The sequence below is a fragment of the Embleya scabrispora DSM 41855 genome, from assembly GCF_000372745.1.
GTDB lineage: Bacteria > Actinomycetota > Actinomycetes > Streptomycetales > Streptomycetaceae > Embleya > Embleya scabrispora.
The window spans coordinates 1-22473 of the sequence record NZ_KB889677.1 but is presented as its reverse complement, the minus strand read 5'-3'; the positions used below and the strand labels follow the sequence as shown (position 1 = coordinate 22473).

At 70.5% G+C, this 22473-nt stretch carries 14 protein-coding genes and 1 riboswitch; of the genes, 8 read left to right on the top strand and 6 right to left on the bottom strand.

All coding sequences use genetic code 11. The annotated features are described in order from the left end of the window. Positions 1-360, top strand: a 360-nt coding sequence (locus tag A3IC_RS71395) for a hypothetical protein (protein WP_245599577.1), incomplete at its 5' end; no start/stop codon positions are given. A gap of 342 nt (positions 361-702) precedes the next feature. Here A3IC_RS71395 and prfB read toward each other — a convergent pair. The 3 genes from prfB to A3IC_RS0127670 form a co-directional block, all read right to left on the bottom strand. Continuing rightward, the gene (prfB, locus tag A3IC_RS0127680) at positions 703-1815 is read right to left on the bottom strand and encodes a peptide chain release factor 2 (protein WP_026218820.1); all 1113 of its coding nucleotides are present in this window, start codon (positions 1813-1815) and stop codon (positions 703-705) included. Between the two features lie 37 nt (positions 1816-1852). Next, complete coding sequence (locus tag A3IC_RS73090) at positions 1853-3919, bottom strand: protein kinase domain-containing protein (RefSeq protein WP_020553322.1); 2067 nt, start codon at positions 3917-3919, stop codon at positions 1853-1855. A 148-nt stretch (positions 3920-4067) separates the two neighbouring features. Continuing rightward, on the bottom strand, positions 4068-5573 hold the full coding sequence (locus A3IC_RS0127670) for a serine/threonine-protein kinase (RefSeq protein ID WP_026218819.1): 1506 nt from the start codon (positions 5571-5573) through the stop codon (positions 4068-4070). Positions 5574-5852: 279 nt separating this feature from the next. Here A3IC_RS0127670 and A3IC_RS56865 point away from each other — a divergent pair, with 279 nt between their 5' ends. After that, positions 5853-8483: an FHA domain-containing protein gene (locus tag A3IC_RS56865; protein ID WP_020553320.1), complete on the top strand. Its 2631-nt coding sequence runs from the start codon at positions 5853-5855 to the stop codon at positions 8481-8483. Positions 8484-8599: 116 nt separating this feature from the next. On the opposite strand, the gene A3IC_RS0127660 is transcribed toward A3IC_RS56865, so the two are convergent. After that, entirely contained in the window at positions 8600-9880 is a 1281-nt protein-coding gene (locus A3IC_RS0127660) for a serine hydroxymethyltransferase (RefSeq protein WP_245599576.1), read from the bottom strand. Positions 9881-9912: 32 nt separating this feature from the next. After that, a riboswitch (ZMP/ZTP riboswitch) is annotated at positions 9913-10001 on the bottom strand. Between the two features lie 159 nt (positions 10002-10160). Between A3IC_RS0127660 and A3IC_RS0127655 the strand changes: the two genes are divergently transcribed. The 5 genes from A3IC_RS0127655 to A3IC_RS0127635 all read left to right on the top strand — a co-directional run bounded on the left by A3IC_RS0127655 (position 10161) and on the right by A3IC_RS0127635 (position 15662). Further along, entirely contained in the window at positions 10161-11372 is a 1212-nt protein-coding gene (locus A3IC_RS0127655; RefSeq protein WP_026218818.1) for an ABC transporter ATP-binding protein, read from the top strand. Next, on the top strand, positions 11369-12715 hold the full coding sequence (locus A3IC_RS0127650; protein ID WP_020553317.1) for an ABC transporter substrate-binding protein: 1347 nt from the start codon (positions 11369-11371) through the stop codon (positions 12713-12715). Before A3IC_RS0127655 ends, A3IC_RS0127650 begins: the two co-directional genes overlap by 4 nt. Before the next feature lie 9 nt (positions 12716-12724). Next, on the top strand, positions 12725-14086 hold the full coding sequence (locus tag A3IC_RS0127645; protein WP_020553316.1) for an ABC transporter permease: 1362 nt from the start codon (positions 12725-12727) through the stop codon (positions 14084-14086). After that, positions 14083-15003 carry a carbohydrate ABC transporter permease gene (locus A3IC_RS0127640; protein WP_020553315.1) on the top strand — a complete coding sequence of 307 codons (921 nt, stop codon included), beginning with the start codon at positions 14083-14085 and terminating at the stop codon, positions 15001-15003. The genes A3IC_RS0127645 and A3IC_RS0127640 overlap by 4 nt, the downstream gene beginning before the upstream one ends. A gap of 233 nt (positions 15004-15236) precedes the next feature. Beyond that, on the top strand, positions 15237-15662 hold the full coding sequence (locus A3IC_RS0127635; RefSeq protein ID WP_020553314.1) for a hypothetical protein: 426 nt from the start codon (positions 15237-15239) through the stop codon (positions 15660-15662). A 67-nt stretch (positions 15663-15729) separates the two neighbouring features. Here A3IC_RS0127635 and A3IC_RS0127630 read toward each other — a convergent pair whose 3' ends face one another. Beyond that, complete coding sequence (locus A3IC_RS0127630; protein ID WP_020553313.1) at positions 15730-20613, bottom strand: NAD-glutamate dehydrogenase; 4884 nt, start codon at positions 20611-20613, stop codon at positions 15730-15732. 358 nt (positions 20614-20971) lie between these two features. On the opposite strand from A3IC_RS0127630, the gene A3IC_RS0127625 reads away from it, so the two are divergent. Continuing rightward, a complete protein-coding gene (locus A3IC_RS0127625) occupies positions 20972-21535 on the top strand; it encodes a DJ-1/PfpI family protein (protein ID WP_020553312.1) in 564 nt (187 codons plus the stop codon). Between the two features lie 4 nt (positions 21536-21539). On the opposite strand, the gene A3IC_RS0127620 is transcribed toward A3IC_RS0127625, so the two are convergent. Then, positions 21540-22473, bottom strand: a 934-nt coding sequence (locus A3IC_RS0127620; RefSeq protein WP_020553311.1) for an aldehyde dehydrogenase family protein, incomplete at its 5' end; no start/stop codon positions are given.

Below are 22473 nucleotides of genomic sequence, written 5' to 3'. Positions count from 1 at the left end.
CCCGTCGAGGTCCCGGTGGACGTGCCCGTCGAGGTGCCCGTCGAAGTACCCGAGGACGTGCCCGTCGAGGTCCCGGTCGAGGTACCCGAGGACGTACCCGTCGAGGTACCCGAGGACGTGCCCGTGGACGTACCCGTCGAGGTCCCGGTCGAGGTGCCCGTGGACGTACCCGTCGAGGTCCCGGTGGACGTACCGGTGGAGGTGCCCGGCGGGCAGGTGTGCGTCTGCTCGCACCCGTCGTCCGGACCGCCGTCCGTAGCGCTCGCGACGCCCGCGACGGCGAAGGACGCGCCCGCCGCGAACAGCGCGGCGGCGGCTATCCGAGCCGTCCGGACGCGCATTTTGGTTGTCATCAATTAACCCCCAGTTGGATGAGATCCCCGTGTCCGCGCCGGCGCGGGTGGGGTCCCAAACGCCGTTGGGCATCACCTCGGCGCGCGTCCGTGCCATCTGTCGATGCGCCCCGGACTCCCGATCGGATGCGTCGCGGTAATGCCGCTGTTCAGACTGGTAACCGGGTGGATGCCGCGTCAAGGGCGTTCGGAGAGGGTTGCGGGGTTAATTCCGATTCGCCGAGAAAATCGGCACGAAAGCGCAACGCGGCATAGCACGAGGGCCTCCACGAAATACGCGGAGGCCCTCATGATCACAAACCGGGATATCGACCGGCTTTTGTCGAGGCGGGTGTCGCCCGTCGATCCGCTACGCGGCGGCGGTCTGCTGCTGCTTGCGCCAGCGGATACCGGCCTCGATGAAACCGTCGATTTCGCCGTCCAGCACCGACTGCGGGTTGCCCACCTCGAATTCGGTGCGCAGGTCCTTGACCATCTGGTACGGGTGCAGGACGTACGAGCGCATCTGGTTGCCCCAGGACGAGCCCTCGCCCTTGAGCGCGTTCATCCGGGCCTGCTCCTCCTGGCGCTGCCGCTCCAGCAGCTTGGCGGACAGGACCGCCATCGCGGACGCGCGGTTTTGGATCTGCGAGCGCTCGTTCTGGCAGGACACCACGATGCCGGTCGGGATGTGCGTGATGCGCACCGCCGAGTCGGTGGTATTGACGCCCTGGCCGCCGGGACCGGACGAGCGGTAGACGTCCACCCGCAGCTCGGACTCGTCGATGTCGACCCGGTCGCTCTGCTCCACGACCGGCAGCACCTCGACGCCCGCGAACGAGGTCTGTCGACGACCCTGGTTGTCGAAGGGGGAGATCCGCACCAGGCGGTGCGTGCCCTGCTCGACGGACAGCGTGCCGTACGCGTACGGCACCTTGATCGCGAAGGTGGCCGACTTGATGCCGGCCTCCTCGGCGTAGGAGGTGTCGTAGACCTCGGTCGGGTAGCCGTGCCGCTCGGCCCAGCGGGTGTACATCCGCAGGAGCATCTCGGCGAAGTCGGCGGCGTCCACGCCACCGGCCTCGGAGCGGATGGTCACCAGTGCCTCGCGCGAGTCGTACTCGCCGGAGAGCAGCGTGCGCACCTCGAGCTCGCCGACCGCCTTGTGCACCGCGGCGAGCTCGTTCTCGGCCTCGGTACGGGTGTCCGCGTCGTCCTCGGCCTCGGCCAGTTCGAACAGGACGTTGACGTCGTCCAGACGTCGGCGCAGGTCTTCGACCCGGCGCAGCTCGCCCTGCAGGAACGAGAGACGACTCGTCACCTTCTGGGCGGCTTCGGGGTCGTCCCACAGGTCGGGAGCGGCCGCCTTTTCGTTGAGCGCGGCCACATCGGCCCGCATCTTGTCGAGGTCGAGGACGGCCTCGATCGACGTCATGGTCGACTCGACGGACTTGAGCTCTTCGGAAGGATCAACGGCAGCCACGCCACCATCCTAAGTGGATCGCGGGCCGGGCTCGGACTCAGCCCGCGTCGGGACTCGACGAGGCGGCCTGAAGCCGACCGTTGTCGGCCCGGATGTAGACGTCCACCCGGTCGGGTCCGGCGGCCACCGCGGCGGGGGCGTCGGCGGTGGCGGTGTTCGGGTCGACCGGTCGCCAGCCGCCCTCGCCGGGCACCGCGCCGAGCAGCCGGCCATTGCCGTCGCGGGCCAGTACGACCAGGCCCCGGCCCTGGCTGTAGGCGGCGGCCGGGCGCGCGGAGGCGGCCAGGCCGACCCGTTCCGGCTCGCGCCAACCGCCGTCGAGGAAGGGGATGTGCAGCACCGCGTGGTCGCCGGCGCGCACCACGAACGCGTCCAGTGTGCCGGGGGCGCCGGCGGTCAGCGCGGGCGCGGCCTCGATCCGACCCGCGCTGGGCACCGTGGTGAAGCCGCTCCAGCCCGCCCCGGTGAGCGATCCGGCGGCCAGGCCGTCGGTGCCGGTGCGCGCGATGATGTCGATGCGATCGCCGGTGGCGACCGCGGCGGGCGCGCCACTGAGCCTGGTCTTGGTGTCCGTCCTGGTCCACTCGCCGAATCGGCCGTCGGCCAGGGTCACGCGATAGAGCAGTTTGTCGGCGGAACCGACCGCGAACACGTCCATCCGACCGGGTGCGGCACTGACCACGGCGGGATCGTCGCCGGTGCGGAAGGTGGGCAGCCTGCGCCACTCGCCCCAGCGGGACCCGTCGCTGCCCAGGTACCACAGGGCGCCCTCGCCGTCGCGTTGCACCACATGGCTGTGCTCGGCGTCGGTACGGGTCACCGCCGGGCCGCCCTGGAGCAGCACCGGGGCAGCGGGCAGCGGCGCGAACGCGGCCCACGTGTAGCCGCCGGCGGCAGGCCCCGCGGTCGGCCCCGCGGAGCCGCCGGAGGGGCCGGGCGCGGTCGGCCGCGGGGTGCCGGAGGTCTGGCCTGCCGGTCGGGTCGGGGTGCCCTCGTCCCGGGTGAACCACACCGTGCCCGCGCCGACCGCCGCGATGGCGAGCACGCCGCAGATCACCGGGATCAGTCGCCGGCGCGCGCCGCCCTCGCGTCGGGCCGGTTTGCCGCGCCGGTGCGACTGCACCGGCGCGGCTCCGTCGAACACCGGGCGGGTCAGGTTGGTGTGCGTGTCCCGGCTGCCGTCGGCGACCTCCGAGGTGCCGGAGACGAGGGGGACCACGCCGGCCGGGCGCGGCACCGGGGTGTCCTGGCGACCGACGTTCCCGTTGGGGTCGGGCACGTCGAACGCGGGCAGGCCGATCAGCGCGGGCAGTGCCGAGCGCAGCCGTTCGCCGAACTCGCGGGCGGTCAGCCGGGCGGCGGGTGCCTTGGACAGGCAGGACGCGAGCACCGCGGCGAGCGGGTCGGGCAGGCCGGGAATGCCCGGCACCGGTTCGGTCACATGCCGGCGCAGCACCGCGCCGGGGTGTCCGCCGCCGAACGGGGTCCATCCGGTGAGCAGTTCGTACAACACGGTGGCCAGCGCGTACACGTCCACGGCGGCGGTCGGCTGCAAGCCCTCGATGATCTCGGGGGCCAGGTAGTCGGGTGTGCCGATGATTCGGGTGGCCCGGGTGCGGCGCGGCGCGTCGACCAGTCGGGCGATGCCGAAGTCGGTGAGTCGGGCCCGGGAGACCCCGGCCGAGTTGTCGATCAGGATGTTCTCGGGTTTGACGTCGCGGTGGATCACGCCCTCGGCGTGCGCGGCGGACAGGCCGTCCGCGACGTCGGCCACGATCGCGGCGGCCAGCCGGGGGGTGAGCACCCGCTCGCGCTCCAGCCGGGCGCGCAGGTCGGGACCGATCACCAGGTCCATCACCAGCGCGAGGTCGGTGCCGTCGACGACCAGGTCGTGCACGCCCACGATGTTGGGGTGGTCCAGGCTGGTCAGCGCGGTGCGCTCCTGGACGAAGCGCGCGACCAACACCTGGTCGGACGCGAGGTCTTCGCGCAGCAGCTTGATCGCGACGGGTCCCTCGGGGCCCTCGCCCTGCCAGACGGTCCCGCTGGCGCCGCGCCCGAGCACCTTCAGGGCGACGTATCGGCTACCGATCTTGCGTGCCAAAGCAGCTCCGTGGACCCAGCGAGCGTGGTGCTCACAGCGGACTTCCCCGACCGCACCCTACGTGGCCGGGCCCCGGATGCGGGGACCGTCGGGTAGGACGGCGTGTACGAGGTCGTCCTCGACACGGGCGGTGGGGGATGACTATGCGTCAATTGTTGGTGTCGCCCCCGCTGTCGCTGCCGGTGACGAAGTCTTTGACGCTGTGGTACCAGCCTCGAACGGTATCGAACCCGTCGATAGCGGTGTTCACCCAGTCGCGCAGCGGGCTGAACCAGTAGATGGCGAACAGGATCGCAGCCATGATCACCAGTCGCAGCAGGCAGCCGATGGTGCAGCCCACGCCCGGGATGCTGGTGAGTCGGAAGCCGCGCCGCCGGCGCGGCTCGCGTTCGCGGGGCTCGTGCGGCTCGCGCTCCCTGGGCTCGCGCGGTTCGCGTACGGCGCGTTCGCGGCGCCGCGGCTCGCGCTCGGGCGCCTCCTCGCGTCGGTAGCGCGGCGGCGGTGGTGGAGGCGGCGGTCCCGGGTCGGCCGGCGGCGGCGCGGCGGCCGGGCGGGCATGCTGCTGCGCCGGCTCGGCGTAGGCCGGCTGCGGCGGGTAGTGCTGCGGCGGTTGCGGATAGCCGGGCGGCTGCGTGCTCATCACCCGGGTCGCGTTGGGTGCGCTCGGCGGCGCGGGCGGTGGCGTGGTCGGCGGCGTCGGATACCCGACCTGCGTCTGTGGAAGGGCACGGGTGGGTTCGGCGACGTCGGCCCGCGCGCCGAACGCGCTCGCGGCCAGTACCTGCGCGAGCGAGCCGTCGTCGGGCCGGACGCCGGCCACGATGTCGGCGGCCAGCCGCAGCGCCCGGCCCAGGCCCGCCGCGTCCGGTCGGGTTTCGGGTCGCTTGGCCAGGCAGCGCTCGGTGATCAGCCAGTAGGCGTCGGGCATGCCGGCCGGCCGGGTGGGCACCTCGGTCAGGTGGTGGTGCAGCAGCGCGATCGGGTTGGTGTCCCGGAACGGCGGGTGTCCGGCCACCAGTTCGTAGAGCACCACACCCGCCGCGTAGACGTCCACCGCGGGAGTGAGCGGGCGACCCTCGGCGGTCTCGGGCGCGACGTAGCTGGGCGTGCCGACGAGTTCGTGGGTACGGGTGAGCGCGGGCGAGTCGGCGAGGCGGGCGATACCGAAGTCGGTCAGCATCGGGTACAGCGAGTCGCCGTTGCGGGCGAGCATGATGTTGGCCGGTTTCAGGTCCCGGTGTATCACCCCGTCCGCGTGCGTCACGCTGAGCGCGTCGCAGATCTGAGCCATCGTCAAGGCGGCGGCGGCCGGCGGCAAGGGGCCGTTCTCGCGCAGATAGGTGCGCAGGTCGGGCCCGTCGATCAGGTCCATCACCAGGGCGAGCGTCTCGCCCTCGACGACGAGGTCGCGCACATGCACGAGGTTGGGGTGGCGCAGATTGAGCAGCAGCGAGCGCTCGCGCAGGAAGCGGGTGACCACGTCCGGGTCGGTGCTCAACTCCTCGCGCAGCACCTTGACCGCGACGATCTCGCCGGAATCGCGCACGCTCGCGCGCCAGACGGTGCCACTGGCTCCGCGCCCCAGGGTCTCCTGGAGCAGATACTTGCTGCCGACCGGCCGGTCCACGACGCTCCCCACTGTCCTGTCCGCCACCTGGGCGGTGGTGCCGGGTTGCCTTCCACCCTAGGCGGTACTCAGCTACGGACGCATCGACCCCGGGTACGGTTCGGTTCCCGTGTTCCGACGTTGTCCGATCGATACTCGGCGATACGGGCGGCTCGATGTCGGCACCGCGTTCGGGCGATTCGCCGGCGACTCGGTCCTTTACGGTCGAAATTCGGACAAGATCCGTCGTCTGTCCGGCTGTAGGCGACATGACGGTCGCGGGTGCGAGGATGCCTCTTGTTTTCTGCTCGGAGGAGGGAGGCGCGCATGCAGATCCGGCTCACCGTGCACGGACCGCAGCGGACCGGGCCGGGCGCCGACGTGCTCGTCACCGCGCCGTCCGGGACGACCTTCGCGGGGATCGCGGGCGCGCTGCGGACCGCCTCCGGGACCGACGGCCAACGTTTTTGGGTGGGCGACATCCGACTGCGCGACGACACCCCCGTGGGCCGGCCGCCCCTGGTGGACGGCGCGCTGATCACCGTCGACGCGCTCGGCTCGCCCTCGCCCTCGGCCGGCTCCCCGCAGTTGCGCGTGGTCGGCGGGCCGGACGCGGGCGGCGTGCACCTGCTGCACCAGGGCGGGGTACGGATCGGCCGCGCGCCCGAGGCCGAGGTGCGACTCGGCGACCCCGACCTGTCCCGACTGCACGCCGAATTGTGGATAGAGCCCGGGCGGATCCGGATCGCCGACCTCGGGTCGACCAACGGCACCACCGTGGACGGGATGCCGATCGGCCGCGAACCGGTCGACCTGCCACCGGGCTCGCTGCTGCGGGTCGGCGAATCCACCCTGCAGACGTTCCTGCCCCTGCCCTACGGCTCCCCCGACGACGCCTCGGGCGCCTGTGCCCGGGCCGACGGCACCGGACACATCGAGGTCCGCCGCAGCGTCCGCGCGCAACTCCCGGTGCCCGCCCGGGCCCGCTTCGAACTGCCCGAGGAGAGCGCCGGCCGGCGCCGCCCGTTCGCGCTGCGCCGCAAGGCCGCCGGGACCGAGCGCGAGACGATCGAGGCGGCCGCGCGCTCGGCGTTGCTCGAAGAGGTCCGCTGGCGCCGCGACCAGTCGCCCGACCCGGCGACGCTGCTGCTGGACGCGCTGGCCACCGGCGAGCCGGGTCCGTCGGGCCGGCTGTGGGAACGCACAGCCGGCCATCCGGAGGCGCTCGGCGTGCGCCTGGGGGTCGGTGACCTGCCCTCGCGGGTGACCCTGGTGGAGCCCTCGCTCGTCGCGGGCACCGACGGCGAGGAGCGCAGGCTGACCGCGTTCTCGGTCCCGGTCACCGTCTCGCTCAAGGACACCGTGCTGGGCCTGACCGGACACCGGCCCCGGCTGCTGGGCCTGGCCCGCTCGGTGGTCGCCCAACTCGCCGGACTGCACGGACCGCAGGACGTGGAGCTGGTCGTGCTGTGCGCGGATCCCGGCACCGCCGCCGACTGGTCCTGGGCCCGCTGGTTGCCGCATCTGCGGCCGGGCGAGGGCCAGGACTGCCGGCTCCTGGTCGGCCTGGGACCGGATCAGGTGCGGGCGCGCGCGGGCGAGTTGCTCGATCGCATCGACACGGCCGAGCGGGTCCCGGTCCGACGCACGGTGGTGGTTCTGGACGGCGCGGGCCGGCTGGCCGCCCGCCCGGAGATCGTCCGGCTCCTGGTCGAGGGCCCGGCGGCGGGCGTACACGCGCTGTGCCTGGACGAGCGGGCCGAGGAGTTGCCGCCGCAGTGCTCGGCGGTCGCGCACGTCACCGGCGAGGTCGGCACCCGGATCGACCTGATCGGGCCGGGCACCCGGCGCGTGGAGGACGTGGTCGCGGACGCGGTGTCGTCCGCGTGGGCGGACCGCTTCGCCCGCGCCCTGGCACCGTTGCGCGAGGCCACCCGCCGGGTCACCTCGCCGCTGCCGGAGTCGGTCCGGTTGCTCGACCTGCTCAACCTGGACCTGCTCACCCCCGCCAAGCTGCTCGCCGGCTGGCGCGAGGCGGGCCGCTCGCCGCGCGCGGTGCTCGGCTCGGACGCACGCGGCGCGGTCACCGTGGACCTGTCCACGGACGGCCCACACGTGGTGATCGGCGGGGCCGCCGGCTCCGGCCGCTCCGAGTTGCTGGCGTCCGTGTTGTGCTCGCTCGCGGTGGCCAATCGGCCGGACGAGCTCGCCATCGCGCTGGTTCGCGGCCCCCTGGGGCTTTCCGAACTGCCGCACGTGGTGGGCTTTCTCGCCGACGCGGAGATCCCGGCCACCGGTGATGCGATCGCGGCCGTGCGGGACGAGTTGGACCGCCGGGAGGGGCTGCTGCGCGGCACCTCGTTCGAGACGTACCGACCGGGCCCGGACCGGCCGCTGCCCCGGCTGGTGGTGGCGGTGGACGACATCGACCTGCTGGCCGAGGCGTACCCCGGCTTCGTCAAGGGCCTCGCCGACGTGGCCCATCGCGGCGGCGCGCACGGCGTGCACCTGCTGGTGACCACCGGCCGGCCCGCCCGGACCCCGGAGATCGAGGCCGCCGCCGGCGCCGAACTGCGGATCGCCCTGCGGGTGGACGACCCGCAGGCGTCACGGGTGCTGATCGACGTCGAGGACGCGGCGGGCGTGGACGAGGACTATCCCGGCCGCGGCTTCGTGCGCGGGCGGGACGGCGCCGTCGTCCCGTTCCAGGGCGGCAGGGTGACCGGCCGGATGCCGCGCACGGCCACCCTGCGCCCCACCGTGGTGCGCCAGGAGTGGCAGGAGATGGGCAACCGCCTGGCCCGCCGCCCCACGCCCGTGGGCGGCGGCAAGGGCCCCACCGACCTGGCCCTGCTCACCGGCGCGGTCCGCCGAGCGGCCGAACAACTGGGCACCCCGCTCCAAGCCCCGTTGTGGCCCGCGGCCCCTCTGGAACACCTGGCCCGCAAAGCCCGGTAGCCCACCCGCGCCCCCGGCCACGGGCCCGATCAGGCGCCCTTGCCGCCGTGGATCCGCGGCCTTGGAACTTGAAGCAACGGATGGAGCGGGCAGGCGACCCCTGCCGACGCAACCGACTACACCGGCAACCCGGGCGCCGGAAACCCGGCCAAGAACTCCCGCACCTCGACCCGCACCGTCGCGATCTCGTCCTCCGACCCCACCGCCGCTCCCGTCACGATCCGATCCATCCATCGCGCGATCAGTGGCATGTGCGACTCGTCCAGCCCACGCGACGTGAGCGCGGGCGTTCCGATCCGAATCCCGGAGGGATCGAACGGCGACCGGGTATCGAAGGGCACCGTGTTGTGATTCACCACGATTCCGGCCCGGTCCAGCGCCTTCGCCGCGACCTTCCCGGTCACCTCCCGCCGGGTCAGGTCCACCAGCAGCAGGTGGTTGTCCGTCCCACCCGAGACCAACTCGAAGCCGCGCCCGGCGAGTTCTTCCCCGAGTCGCTTCGCGTTCGCGACCACTTGACGCGCATAGGTGCGGAAGTCGTCCGTTCCGGCCTCCCGCAGCGCCACCGCGATGGCCGCCGTGGTGTGGTTGTGCGGCCCGCCCTGCAGGCCCGGGAAGACCGCCTTGTCGATCGCCTTGGCGTGTTCGGCGCGGCACATCAACATCGCCCCGCGCGGCCCCCGCAGCGTCTTGTGCGTGGTCGTGGAGACCACATCCACGTGTTCGACCGGCGAGGGATGCACCCCGCCCGCGATCAGCCCGGCGATATGCGACACGTCGGCGACCAGGATCGCGTCCACCTCGCGAGCGATCGCCGCGAAGCCGGCGAAGTCCACCGTGCGCGGCACCGCGGTACCGCCGCAGAAGATGATCCGGGGCCGCTCGCGCAGCGCGAGATCGCGCACCTCGTCCAGATCGGTTCGCCCGGTGTCGGCCCGCACGCCGTAGCGAACACCGCGAAACCAGGTCCCGGTCGCGGACACGCCCCACCCGTGGGTGAGGTGCCCGCCCATCGGCAGCGCCATGCCCAGCACCGTGTCGCCGGGCCGGGCGAAGGCGAGGTAGACCGCGAGATTGGCCGGCGAGCCCGAATACGGCTGTACGTTGGCGTGATCCACGCCGAACAGCGCCTGCGCCCGTTCGCGAGCGATGATCTCGATCGGGTCGACGTTCTGCTGGCCCTCGTAGTACCGACGGCCCGGATAGCCCTCCGAGTACTTGTTGGTGAGCACCGTCCCGGTCGCCGCCAATACCGCGGCGGAGACGTAGTTCTCGCTCGGGATCAGCCGCAGCGTGTCCTGTTGGAGCAGTTCCTCGGCGCATACCAGCGCGGCGATCTCCGGGTCGGTTCGGCCCAGATCGTGGTGGCGATCGGTCATGTGCCTGTGCGTGTCCATGAGTTCTCCGGCTCGGTTCACAGGGAATGTGATCCGGGTGCCCAGGCGGACGACACCTCGTCGGTGGAACCGCCGCTTCCTCGTGGTCGATCCCACGCGTACGCCAGTCGCGGCCCGCTCAGCATACGGAGCGCGACCGGCCTGCGCCGGGTCATTACGCAGCGATGATCGAAAGTCACGAATAAGGCTCGTTGCACCGGGCAGGGGTTGTGGTCGACGCCACACCAGGCGTACCACAGGACATCAGAAGGCGGCATCTGTCCACCCTCGGGGGATTTTCGTGGCGGAAGTGGTTCTGGATGGAGTCGGAAAGCTGTATACGGACGGCACTCGGGCGGTCACCTCGCTCGATCTGGCCGTCGCGGACGGGGAGTTCCTGGTTCTGGTAGGCCCATCGGGGTGCGGAAAGACCACCGCGTTGCGGATGGTCGCCGGTCTGGAGGAGATCAGCGAGGGCACCATCAGCATCGGCGACCGGGTCGTCAATCGCATTCCCTCGCGCGACCGGGACGTGGCGATGGTGTTCCAGAGCTACGCCCTGTATCCGCATCTGAATGTGCGGGACAACATCGGATTCGGGCTTCGATTGCGGAAGTTGCCCAAGAACGAGATTCGCGAGCGGGTCGACAGAGCGGCCCGGACCCTGGGTCTGGAGGATCACCTCAGCCGAAAACCGCGGCAACTCTCCGGCGGCCAGCGGCAACGGGTGGCGATGGGCCGGGCGATCGTGCGCGAGCCGCAGGCGTTCCTGATGGACGAACCACTGTCCAATCTCGACGCGAAGCTACGCGTGCAGATGCGCGCCCAAATCGCCCGACTGACCCGCGAACTCGGAGTCACCACGCTGTATGTGACGCACGATCAGACCGAGGCGATGACCCTCGGCGATCGGGTCGCGGTGATGAAGAAGGGGGTTCTACAACAGGTCGCACCGCCGCAGGAGCTGTACGACCACCCGGTCAACCTGTTCGTGGCCGGCTTCATCGGTTCGCCCGCGATGAACCTGATGACCGGCACCCTCAACCGCGACGACGCGGGCGGCACCACGGTGGACATCGGCAGCCGGCGGCTGACCGTGCACCCCGACGTGCTCGCCGCGCGCCCGGCATTGGCCGGCTACCACGCTCGCCCACTGATCGTCGGCATCCGTCCCGAGGACCTGTACGACACCGCCCTGGAGGGCGCCGAGCCCGCCGAGGGCACGGTCCTGCGCGCCGAGGCCGACCTGGTCGAGGCGATGGGCTCGGAGGTGCTCGTACACGTGCGCGTGGACGCGCCTCCGGCGGTCACCGAGGACGTCCGGGAACTGGCGCGCGATGTCGGCGCGGAGGACACGGTGCCGGACGCCGACGCGGCGCATTCCGAGCTCGTGGCCCGCTTCGGGCCGCGTACCCGGGCCCGCGAGGGCGCCGACGTGGTGATGCGAGTGGCAACCGACCGGCTGCACTTCTTCGACCCGGGTACGGGTCTGTCCATAACGGAGGATGCGTGAAGCGGTTCGTGGGCGCCTTGGCGGTCGCCTCGATGCTCGCCATGGGTCTCGCGGCCTGTAGCGACGACGGTGACGACAAGGACAACAAGAGCAACTCGACGCCCGGCGGGAGCGGCGCGCCGGCCGTACCCCGGCTCGACGGCACCACGGTGAGCGTGGCCGCGGTATGGACCGGCGACGAGCAGGCGGCGTTCAAGAAGGTGCTCGCCGACTTCGAGAAGCGCACCGGGGCCAAGACCGAGTTCATTCCCACCGGTGACAGCGCCTCCACCTTCCTCGGCCAGCGGGTCGAGGGCAACGCACCGCCGGACGTCGCGTTCCTGGCCCAGCCGGGCGTACTCCAGCAGTTCGCCCAGAAGGGCTGGATCAAGCCACTCGCGCCCGACGTGCAGCAGGCCGTGCAGGCCAACTTCGCGTCCCAGTGGCAAAAGCTCGGCTCATACCAGGACAAGCTGTACGGCGTCTACTACAAGGGCGCCAACAAGTCGCTGATCTGGTACAACGCCAAGGTCTACGAGAACGCGGGCGCGAGTGAGGCCAAGACCTGGGAGGACCTGCTCAAGAACGCGGGTCTGATCTCCGACTCCGGCACTCCGCCGTTCGCCATCGGCGGCGCCGACGGGTGGGTGCTCACCGACTGGTTCGAGAACATCTACCTGAGCCAGGCCGGCCCGGAGAAGTACGACCTGCTGGCCAAGCACAAGATCCCCTGGACCGACCCCTCGGTCAAGACCGCGCTGGAGACGCTGGCCCAGGTCTTCGGCAAGGGCGACTGGTTCCCCGGCGGCAGCGGCGGCGTGCTGCAGACCGAGTTCCCCGCGTCCGTACCGCAGGTGTTCGGCGACCCGCCGAAGGCCGGGATGATCTCGGGCGGCGACTTCATCGGGACCAACATCATCAAGGACACCAAGGCCAAGATCGGCACCGACGCGAAGTTCTTCGGGTTCCCCGCGGTCGGCACCGGCAAGGCACCGGTGGTCACCGGCGGCGATGTGGCCGTGGCGATGAAGGACTCCCCCGGCGCGCAGGCGCTGCTGAAGTACCTGGCCTCGCCGGACGCCGCCAAGGTGTGGGCCGAGCAGGGCGGTTACCTCTCGCCGAACAAGAACCTGGGCATGGCGTCCTACCGCGACAACGCCACGCGCAAGATCGCCGAGAACCTGATCACGGCCGGCGACGACTTCCGCTTCGACCTCTCCGACCAGGCTCCCGCCGCGTTCGGCGGCACCAAGGGCGAGGGCGAGTGGCGCGATCTCCAGGACTTCCTGCGCAACCCCTCGGACGTGGCCGGGGCGCAGAGCAAACTCGAAGCGGACGCCGCCAAGGCATACGCGGGCGGGTGATCCGCTGCCATGAGTGACAAGGCACCCGTACCGGTCGTGGTGCCCGAGAAGACGAAGCCGACGCCCGCGCGCGAGTCGCGCGGGCTCGGTTCGGGCACCCTGTTGGGCTGGCTGTTCCTGCTGCCGGCCATCGTCATGCTTGCCGTCCTGGTCGCCTATCCGATCGTGTGGTCGCTGCTGCGCAGCCTGTTCGGCGCGGACGGCTGGTCGGATTTCGTGGGGATCGACAACTACAAGGAACTGTTCACCGACGACGACACCTTCACCGCGCTCAAGAACAACCTGATCTGGGTCCTGGTGGTGCCGGCCGCGGTCACCTCGCTCGGTCTGATCTTCGCGGTGCTCACCGAGCGGGTCAGGTTCGCCACGGCGTTCAAGCTGATCGTCTTCATGCCGATGGCCGTGTCCATGTTGGCCGCGGGCATCACCTTCCGGCTCGTCTACGATCGCGAGCCCGACCAGGGCGTGGCCAACGCGGTGGTCACCAGCGTGCACGACATGTTCAGCGAGGGCGCGCCGTATCCGGGTGCCCGCCCACGCAACGACACCGTGCTCACGCCGCAGGCCGGCGGTTTCATCACCAAGGCCGGCACCGAGCCCGGCGGCACGGCGCTGCTGCCGCTGGTCTCACTGCCGGCGGAGAAGATCCCCGGCGACGCGCGGCCCGCCAAGCCGGGCGTGCCGCCCGCCGGCGGACTCGGCGGTGTGGTGTGGGTCGACTTCACCAAGGGCAACGCGGGCAAGCCAGGCGCGGTCGATCCCGGCGAGAAGGGTCTGCCCGGGGTCGAGGTCGAGGCGGTACGCGGCGGGAAGACGGTCGCGAGCGCGACCACCGGCAAGGACGGCTCGTTCACGATGCCCGCCTCCGTCGCCCGCGGGGGCCCGGTGCAATTGCGGCTGACCGAGGCCAACTTCGCCAAGTCCTTCGGCGGCTACGACTGGCTCGGGCCGAACCTGATCACCGCCGCGATCATCGGCGCCTACATCTGGATGTGGGCGGGCTTCGCGATGGTGCTGATCGCGGCGGGCCTGGCCGCGATCCCACGGGACGCGCTGGAGGCCGCGCGGGTGGACGGCGCGACCGAGTGGCAGGTCTTCCGTCGGGTCACCATCCCGCTGCTGGCCCCGGTGCTGGTCGTGGTGATGGTCACCCTCGTGATCAACGTGCTCAAGATCTTCGACCTGGTGTTCATCATCTCGCTGGGCTCGTCGCAGAAGGAGGCCAACGTCCTGGCCCTGCAGATGTACATCGCCTCCTTCGGCGGCGGCAACAACCAGGGGCTGGGCAGTGCCATCGGCATCCTGCTCTTCCTGCTGGTGCTGCCGGCGATGTTGTTCAACATCCGTCGCTTCCGAAGGGAGAACCGGTGAGCGCGTCCGCAGCCCCCGACCTGACGAAGCCTCGACAACCGCCGGCGGGCCGTGAGGGAGCCATCAAGCGGGGCCTCGCCTCCCGCATCGTGGGCCGTACCGGCGGCGGCCTGGCGGCGATCGCACTCGTGCTGATCGCGCTGTTCTGGCTGATGCCCACGTTCGGCCTCCTGGTCTCCTCGCTGCGCGACCCGCAGGAGATGAGCAAGTCCGGCTGGTGGAAGGTGCTGGGCAGGCCGAGCGACCTGACCTTCTCGAACTACGACAAGCTGCTCGACAACAAGGACATGACCCGGGCGTTCTTCAACACGATCTGGATCACCGTGCCCAGCACGCTGTTGGTGATCCTGATCGGCTCGCTCGCGGCCTACGCCTTCGCGTGGCTGGAATTCCCCGGTCGGGACTGGCTGTTCCTGGTCGTGGTCGGTCTGCTGGTGGTGCCGGTACAGGTCGCGCTGATCCCGATCTCCAAGTTGTACGGCAATACCGGCCTGTTCGGCACCATCCTGGGCGTGGTGTTGTTCCACGTCGCCTTCGGCCTACCGTTCGCGGTGTTCCTGCTGCGCAACTACTTCGCGGGCATCCCCCGCGATCTGCTCGAAGCCGCCCGAATGGACGGCGGCACCGACCTGACCATCTTCTTCCGGGTCATCCTGCCGCTGGGCCTGCCGGCGATCGCGTCGCTGGGCATCTTCCAGTTCCTGTGGGTGTGGAACGACATGCTGATCGCGCTGATCTACGCGGACACCGAATCGGCGCCGCTGACCGTCGCGTTGCAGTCCCAATCCCGGGCGTTCGGCGCCAATATCGACGTACTGGCGCCCGGCGCCTTCCTGTCGCTGATCGTCCCGGTGATCGTCTTCTTCAGCTTCCAGCGCTACTTCGTCCAGGGCGTGATGGCGGGCGCCGTCAAGTAGTCGAGCACACGATCGACGCCGAAGGGGCGTCGTGGGCAACGGCCGCGGGGCCGTCCGGCAACACCCGGGCGACCGCCCCGCGGCCGTTGTGTTTCGTACCGCCATCGTTACGGATCCGACTTCGGGAACGGGATTCCGTGTGGCATCGTCCGAAGGCGTAGGGTGCTCCCCGCCGCTTCGGAACCGGCTCGGGGGTGCACCGAACGGGGGGCAAACGTCATTTCGGGGGAACAATGAGGGGAAATCGTCGCATCGGTTTTCTGCGGACCCTGCTGATCGCACTGGCCATCGAGACCGTGCTGATGAGCACGACCGCCGTCACGTTGGCGATCATGTCGTTCGCGGTGCGCGACGATCGCAAGAGCCTGGAAGGGCTCGGCGACCTGCTGCTGATCGCGTCGGTGTTGTGCGCGGGCGTCGCGGTGGTCTGCGGCATGGGTGTCGCCGGCGTGCGCGACGCGATGCGGCGCGGCACCGGGGCACTGGCGCGGGCGGCCGCGGTGGGCCTGATCCACTTGTTCGTCGCGCTGGTGGCGGCACTGATGAATTGCCCGACGTGGTCGATCCTGGTGGCCGGTCTGCCCGCGGTGATCTACCTGCCGTGTTGGTGGGCGGTGCGCGAGCGCAGCCACCACGAGTTGCTGATGCTCGAACCGTAGTCGGGCCCGAACAGGCCGCCGGCCCGGAACCCCAGCGGGTTCCGGGCCGGCGGCATTTCGGCACCGGTCAGCTCTTGCTGCCGGTCCGCAGCAGCGTACGGATCGTCCGCATCGCGACCGAGAGCGTCGCGAGGTCGTAGTTCTCCGCCTCCTGCAACTCGTCCAGCGTGGACCGAGCCCGGGTGAGCACCGGCGCGTTCTTGTGCTCCCACGCCTTGAACCGCAGCTCCGGGCTGTCGTCCGGCTCGCCGGAGCCGAGCACCTCCGCGGTGAGCCCGGCCTGTGCGGCGTACAGATCCTCGCGCAGCGAGGCCCGGGCCATCGACTTCCACCGGTCGCTGCGCGGCAGTTCGATGATCCGGTCGAGCAGGTGCGCGATCGGCAGCCGGTCGGCGATGTCGAAGTACACCTGCGCGACGTCGAGCACCGCGCGCTCGGACTCGCGCGCCACCTCGACGATGTCCAGCGCCGCGTACGCCGAGGACATCCCGGCCACCGCGGTGGCCAACTCGGTCGGCACGCCGGCCTCGGTGAACTCCTCGTACAGCCCGTCCATCCAGGCCAGGTCCGAGCCGCGCAGCACCTTCGGCAGGTGTGCGATCACCTCGACCACGCCGTCCCGGAAGAACTCCACCTGCGCGGCGATGTCGATCTCGCGCCGGCTGCCCAGGAACCAACGGGTGGCCCGCTCGATCAGCCGCCGACTGTGCAGCCGCAGCGTGGTCTGCGTCTCGGCCGGGACCTTGTTGTCCAGCGCCGCGACCGCGCCCATGATCCGGTCGATGCCGAAGATCTCCCGCGCGGTGATGTGCGCCCGCGCGACCTCCTCCGCCGACGCGCCGGTCTCCTCGCGCATGCGGAACATGAACGAGAGGCCGGCCAGGTTGACCACATCGTTCACCACCACGGTGGTGATGATGTCCCGGCGCAGCGGGTGCCGGTCCATCTGTTCGACGAACTTCGCCCGCAGCGCGCTGGGGAAGTAGCGGTGCAACTCCCGGGCCAGGAACGGGTCGTCCGGCAGATCCGAGGCGATCAGGTCCTGGGCCATCACGATCTTGGTGTACGCGAGCAGCACGGCCAGCTCGGGCTGGGTCATCGCCTGCCCGTTCTGCTGCCGCTCGCGCAACTGCCGGTCGGTCGGCAGGAACTCGATCTCCCGGTTGAGGTGTCCGTCGCGCACCATCCGGCGCATGTACCGCATGTGCACGTGCAGCAGGCTGCCGGCCTGGGCGACCGCGTTGGCCAGCGCGCCGTTCTGGCCGTAGTTGGCGGCCAGCACCAGGTGGCCGACCTCGTCCGTCATGGCCGCGAGCAGCTCGTTGCGCTGCTTGAGGGTCATGTCGCCGGCGGCGGTGACCTGGTTGAGCAGGATCTTGATGTTCACCTCGTGGTCCGAGGTGTCCACGCCCGCCGAGTTGTCGATCGCGTCGGTGTTGATCCGCCCGCCCGCGAGCGCGAACTCGACCCGACCCAGCTGGGTGCAACCCAGGTTGCCGCCCTCGCCGACGACCTTGACCCGCAGGTCGGCGCCGTTGACCCGGATCGCGTCGTTGGCCTTGTCGCCGACGTCGGCGTGCGATTCGCCGCTCGACTTGATGTAGGTGCCGATTCCGCCGTTCCAGAACAGGTCCGCGGGGGCCTGCAGGATCGCCCTCATCAGATCGGCCGGGGTGAGCCGGATCAGCCCGTCCGGCAGTCCCAGCGCCTGGCGCACCTGGGCGTTGATCGGCACCGACTTGGCGGTGCGCGGGTACACCCCGCCGCCCGTCGAGATCAGCTCCTTGTCGTAGTCCGCCCACGAGCTGCGCGGCAGGTCGAACAACCGGCGCCGCTCGGCGAAGGAGACCGCCGCGTCCGGATTCGGGTCCAGGAAGATGTGCCGGTGGTCGAAGGCGGCGAGCAGCCGGATGTGCTCGGACAACAGCATGCCGTTGCCGAACACGTCACCGGACATGTCGCCGATGCCGACCACGGTGAAGTCCTCGGTCTGGGTGTCGTGACCCAGCTCGCGGAAGTGCCGCTTGACCGACTCCCACGCACCGCGCGCGGTGATGCCCATGCCCTTGTGGTCGTAACCCGCCGAGCCGCCGGAGGCGAACGCGTCGCCCAGCCAGAAGCCGTACGACTGGGCCACCTCGTTGGCGATGTCGGAGAACGTCGCGGTGCCCTTGTCCGCGGCCACCACCAGGTAGGTGTCGTCCGCGTCGTGGCGCACCACGTCCGCCGGCGGCACGACCGCGCCGTCGACGAGGTTGTCGGTGATGTCGAGCAGCGCGCCGATGAAGGTGCGGTAGCAGGCGATGCCCTCGGCCAGCCATGCCTCGCGGTCCGCGGGGTCCGGCAGTTGCTTGCAGAAGAAGCCGCCCTTCGCGCCGACCGGCACGATCACGGTGTTCTTCACCATCTGCGCCTTGACCAGGCCCAGGATCTCGGTGCGGAAGTCCTCGCGCCGGTCCGACCAGCGCAGCCCGCCGCGCGCGACCGCGCCGAAGCGCAGGTGCACACCCTCGACCCGGGGCGAGTAGACGAAGATCTCGAACTTGGGCCGCGGCGCGGGCAGGTCCGGGATCTCCTGCGGGTCGAACTTGAGCGAGAGGTAGGTGTGCGCCTCGCCGTCCTCGCGGTGCTGGAAGAAGTTGGTCCGCAGGGTCGCCTTGATCATCGCCAGGAAGGAGCGCAGGATGCGGTCCTCGTCCAGGCTGGCCACCTGGTCCAGCGCACCCTCGATGGCCTCGACGATGCCGTCCACCAGCTCGGTGCCGGCCTGCTGGTGCCCCGGCGAGAAGCGGGCCTCGAACAGGTTCACCAACAGCCGCGTGGTGTGCGGGTTGGAGACCAGGACGCCTTCGATGTACTCCTGCCCGAAGGTGGTCCCGGCCTGCCGCTGGTACTTGGCGTACGCGCGCAGCACCATCGCCTGGCGCCAGGTCAGCCCGGCCCGAAAGACCAGCGCGTTGAACCCGTCGTTCTCCGCGCGCCCGGTCCAGGTCGCCGAGAACGCGTCCTGGAACAGCTCCTTGACGTCCTCGGGCTGCCCGTACATCGCCGACGCGTCGTAGCGCAGGCCGAAGTCGTACACCCACGCCACGGTCCCGTCGGCGCGGCGCAGCTCGTAGGGCCGCTCGTCGACGACCTCCAGACCCATGCGCTGCAGGATCGGCAGCACCTCGGAGAGCGACACGTGCCCACCGGAGCGATAGATCTTGAACCGCCGCTCGCCCGGCAGTGCTCCTATCGGCTCGTACAGGTGCAGCCTGAAGTCCCCCTCGGGGGTCAACTCCTCGATCCGCCTGAGGTCGGCCACCGCGGTCCGGGGCGGGAAGTCGGACTTGTAGCCCTCGCTGAACGCGTGCGCGTAGCGGCGGGACAGTTCGGCCGCGCTCTCCTCGCCGCATTCGGCGACGAGGGCCTCGCCGAAGTCGTCGATCCACGAGCGGGTGGCCTCGGACAGCAGTCGTTCGATGTAGTCCACGTCCGGGTCGCCGAGTTCGGCGCCGGTGGGCACACGCACGGTGAAGTGCAGGCGCGCGAGCACGGACTCGGTGTTGCGCGCGGTGTAGTCGACCACCGAACCGGCCAGCTCGGCGAGCAGGATGTCCTGCATCTTGAGCCGGACCTCGGTGGTGTACCGGTCGCGCGGCAGGTAGACCAGGGCCGAGTAGAACCGGCCGTATTCGTCCTTGCGCAGGAACAGCCGCAACCGGCGGCGCTCCTGGAGGTAGAGCACGTTGATGACGATGTCGTGCAGCTCGTCCACGGCGATCTGGAACAGGTCGTCGCGCGGGTAGGTCTCCAGGATCTGCAGCAGGTCCCGGCCGTCGTGGCTGACCGGCGGGAAGCCGGCCTTGTCCAACACCGCGTGCACCTTGCGGCGCACCACCGGAATGCGCTGGACGCTGTCGGTGTACGCGGCGGAGCTGAACAGCCCCAGGAAACGACGCTCGCCGATCACGTTGCCGGCCGCGTCGAACTTCTTCACGCCGATGTAGTCGAGGTAGGCCGAGCGGTGCACGGTCGCCCGCGAGTTGGCCTTGGTCAGGATCAGCAGCTGTTTTTCCCGGGCCTTGGCGCGTGCCCGGGTGGAGAGCCGGCTGAAGGAGGCGGACAGGTCCTGGTCGGCGCGCAGGATACCGAGACCGGTACCGGGCACCGCGCGCAGCACGTCCTCGTCGTCCTCGCACACCAGGTCGTACTCGCGGTACCCGAGGAAGGTGAAGTGGTCCTCGGAGAGCCAGCGCAGCAGCTCCCACGCCTCGCCGATCTCCTCCTCCGGCAGCGTCGCCGGCGGGTCGTTGGCGAGCTCGTCGGCCAGCCGCAGCGAGGTGTCGCGCATCTTGGCCCAGTCCTCGACCACCTCGCGCACATCGCTGATGATGCGCTGCAGCCCCGCCTCGACCGAGCGCAGGTCCTCGCGGTCGCTCTCCCGGTCGATCTCGATGTGCATCCAGGACTCGATGATCGCGTCCTCGGGCACGCCGTGTGCGTCCGTGGTGTCCACGATCTCCAGCAGCTCGCCGGCGATGGTGCGCCGCACGATGAGCTGGGGGTGGATCACCACGTGGATGCTGCGTTCCTGGCGGGAGAGTTCGTTGGTGACCGAGTCCACCAGGAAGGGCATGTCGTCGGTGACCACCTCGACCACGGTGTGCCCCGAGGCCCAACCGTTCTCCTCCACCGTGGGCGTGTACGCCCGGACCCGCGCGGTGCCCTGGGGGCGCTCCGCCGCGAGTCGACAATGCGAGATCGCCGCGCCGTACACGTCGACCGGATCGCGATCGATCAGGTCGTCGGGTGCGGTGTGCCGGTAATAGCGGGCCAGGAGGACGTCGAGGTCCACCCGGTTCGGGCCCTCGGGCCCGCCGCCTCCGTGCTGTGACGATGCCGCTCGTGCCGCTTCCGCCGCTCGGGCGAGAAGCTCCGCCTTCGCCTCGTCCAGCTTGCTCTGCATGATGCTGCCGCTCCTGTCGCGCGCCGTTGCGTGACCATTGCCGTCCCCGGGCGTGCCCGGCTGTGTACTGCGAGTACCCGCTTTGTCGCGAGTACCTGTTTCAGGCGACGTCGTCCGGCCGGCGGTGGTTCCGGGACTCCGTCGTCCCGGCCCGCGGCCGCGCGGCGTCGCCGCATCGTCAGGCTACTCGCGTGTCTCTCGGCCGCCGAGAGGGGATCTCGGATCACCCTGTAAGCAATTTCCGGGTCGCTCCGGACACCTCGTACCCATTGCCCCGAAGGCGGCGTCCGGGGCACCGTGGACGGGCGAGGCGGGACACGACGCAAGGCGGGACGAATCCGGTGGGGAGACGATCGTCATGGCCAAGAAGGTGCTGCTGATCACCGGCGACGCGGCGGAATCGCTGGAGGTGCTCTACCCGTACCAACGTCTGCGCGAGGAGGGGTACGACGTGCACGTGGCCGGCCCCTCGCGCAAGAAGCTCACCTTCGTCGTGCACGACTTCGTCGAGGGCTTCGACACCTTCACCGAGAAGCCCGGCTACACCTGGCCGGCCGACTTCGCGTTCGTGGAGGTGCGGCCGGAGAACTACGTCGCACTGGTGCTGCCGGGCGGTCGGGCTCCGGAGTACCTGCGCAACAATCCGGTCGTGCAGCGCGTGGTGCGGCACTTCTTCGAGGCGGACAAGCCGATCGCGCAGATCTGTCACGGCCCGCTGATCGCCGCCGCCGCGGGCGTGCTGGCCGGGCGCCGGACCGCCGCCTACCCGGCGATCGCCTCGGACATCAAGGCCGCGGGCGGCACCTGGGTGGACGGCGAGGCGGTCGTCGACGGCACCCTGGTCTCCGCCCGCAGCTGGGTCGACCACCCGGCCTGGATGCGCGAGTTCGTCCGGGTCCTGCGGGCCGAGGTGCCGGCCTGAGCGATCAACCCATGTGCGGATAGCGGTAGTCGGTCGGCGGGTCGAACGTCTCCTTGATCGTGCGGGTGCTGGTCCAGCGCATCAGGTTCTGCATCGCGCCCGCCTTGTCGTTGGTCCCGGACGCCCGCCCACCGCCGAACGGCTGTTGGCCCACCACCGCGCCGGTGGGCTTGTCGTTGAGGTAGAAGTTGCCGGCCGCGAACCGCAGAAAGTTCGTGGTCTCGGCCAAGGCGCGCCGATCGCGGGCGATCACCGAACCGGTGAGCGCGTACGGCGCCGCCGACTCCATCTGCCGCAACATCGCGTCCCAGTCGCCGTCCTCGTACACGTGCACGCCCAGGAACGGCCCGAAGTACTCGGTGGTGAACACCTCGTCCCACGGGTCCTCGGCGAGCACCACGGTGGGCCGCACGAACCAGCCGATGCTCTCGTCGTAGGTCCCACCCGCCAGCACCAGCAGGCCGTCGTCGGCGTGTGCCCGGTCGATCGCCGCCTTGAGCTTGGCGAAGGCGCGCTCGTCGATCACCGCGCCCATGAAGTGCCGCAGATCGGTCACGTCGCCCATGGACAGGCCGTCCACCTCGGCCAGGAACGCGTCCCGGAACTCGCTCTCCCAGATGGAGCGCGGAATGTAGGCGCGCGAGGCGGCCGAGCACTTCTGGCCCTGATAGTCGAACGCGCCGCGCACCAGCGCGGTCCGCAGCACGTCGTGGTCGGCGCTGGGGTGCGCGACCACGAAGTCCTTGCCGCCGGTCTCGCCGACGATCCGCGGATAACCCCGGTAGACGTCCAGATTCGCGCCGATGCCGCGCCACAGGTGTTTGAAGGTCGCGGCCGACCCGGTGAAGTGCAGCCCGGCGAAATCCGGGTCGGCCAGCGCGATGTCGGAGACCGCGATGCCGTCGCCGTGCAGCAGGTTGATCACTCCCGGCGGCAGA

Coding starts and splice junctions, on each gene's coding strand:
- A3IC_RS0127635 (WP_020553314.1), top strand. CDS start 15,237: ATGAGGGGAAATCGTCGCATCGGTTTTCTGCGGACCCTGCTGATCGCA.
- A3IC_RS0127660 (WP_245599576.1), bottom strand. CDS start 9,880: ATGGACACGCACAGGCACATGACCGATCGCCACCACGATCTGGGCCGA.
- A3IC_RS0127630 (WP_020553313.1), bottom strand. CDS start 20,613: ATGCAGAGCAAGCTGGACGAGGCGAAGGCGGAGCTTCTCGCCCGAGCG.
- A3IC_RS56865 (WP_020553320.1), top strand. CDS start 5,853: ATGCAGATCCGGCTCACCGTGCACGGACCGCAGCGGACCGGGCCGGGC.
- A3IC_RS0127645 (WP_020553316.1), top strand. CDS start 12,725: ATGAGTGACAAGGCACCCGTACCGGTCGTGGTGCCCGAGAAGACGAAG.
- A3IC_RS0127625 (WP_020553312.1), top strand. CDS start 20,972: ATGGCCAAGAAGGTGCTGCTGATCACCGGCGACGCGGCGGAATCGCTG.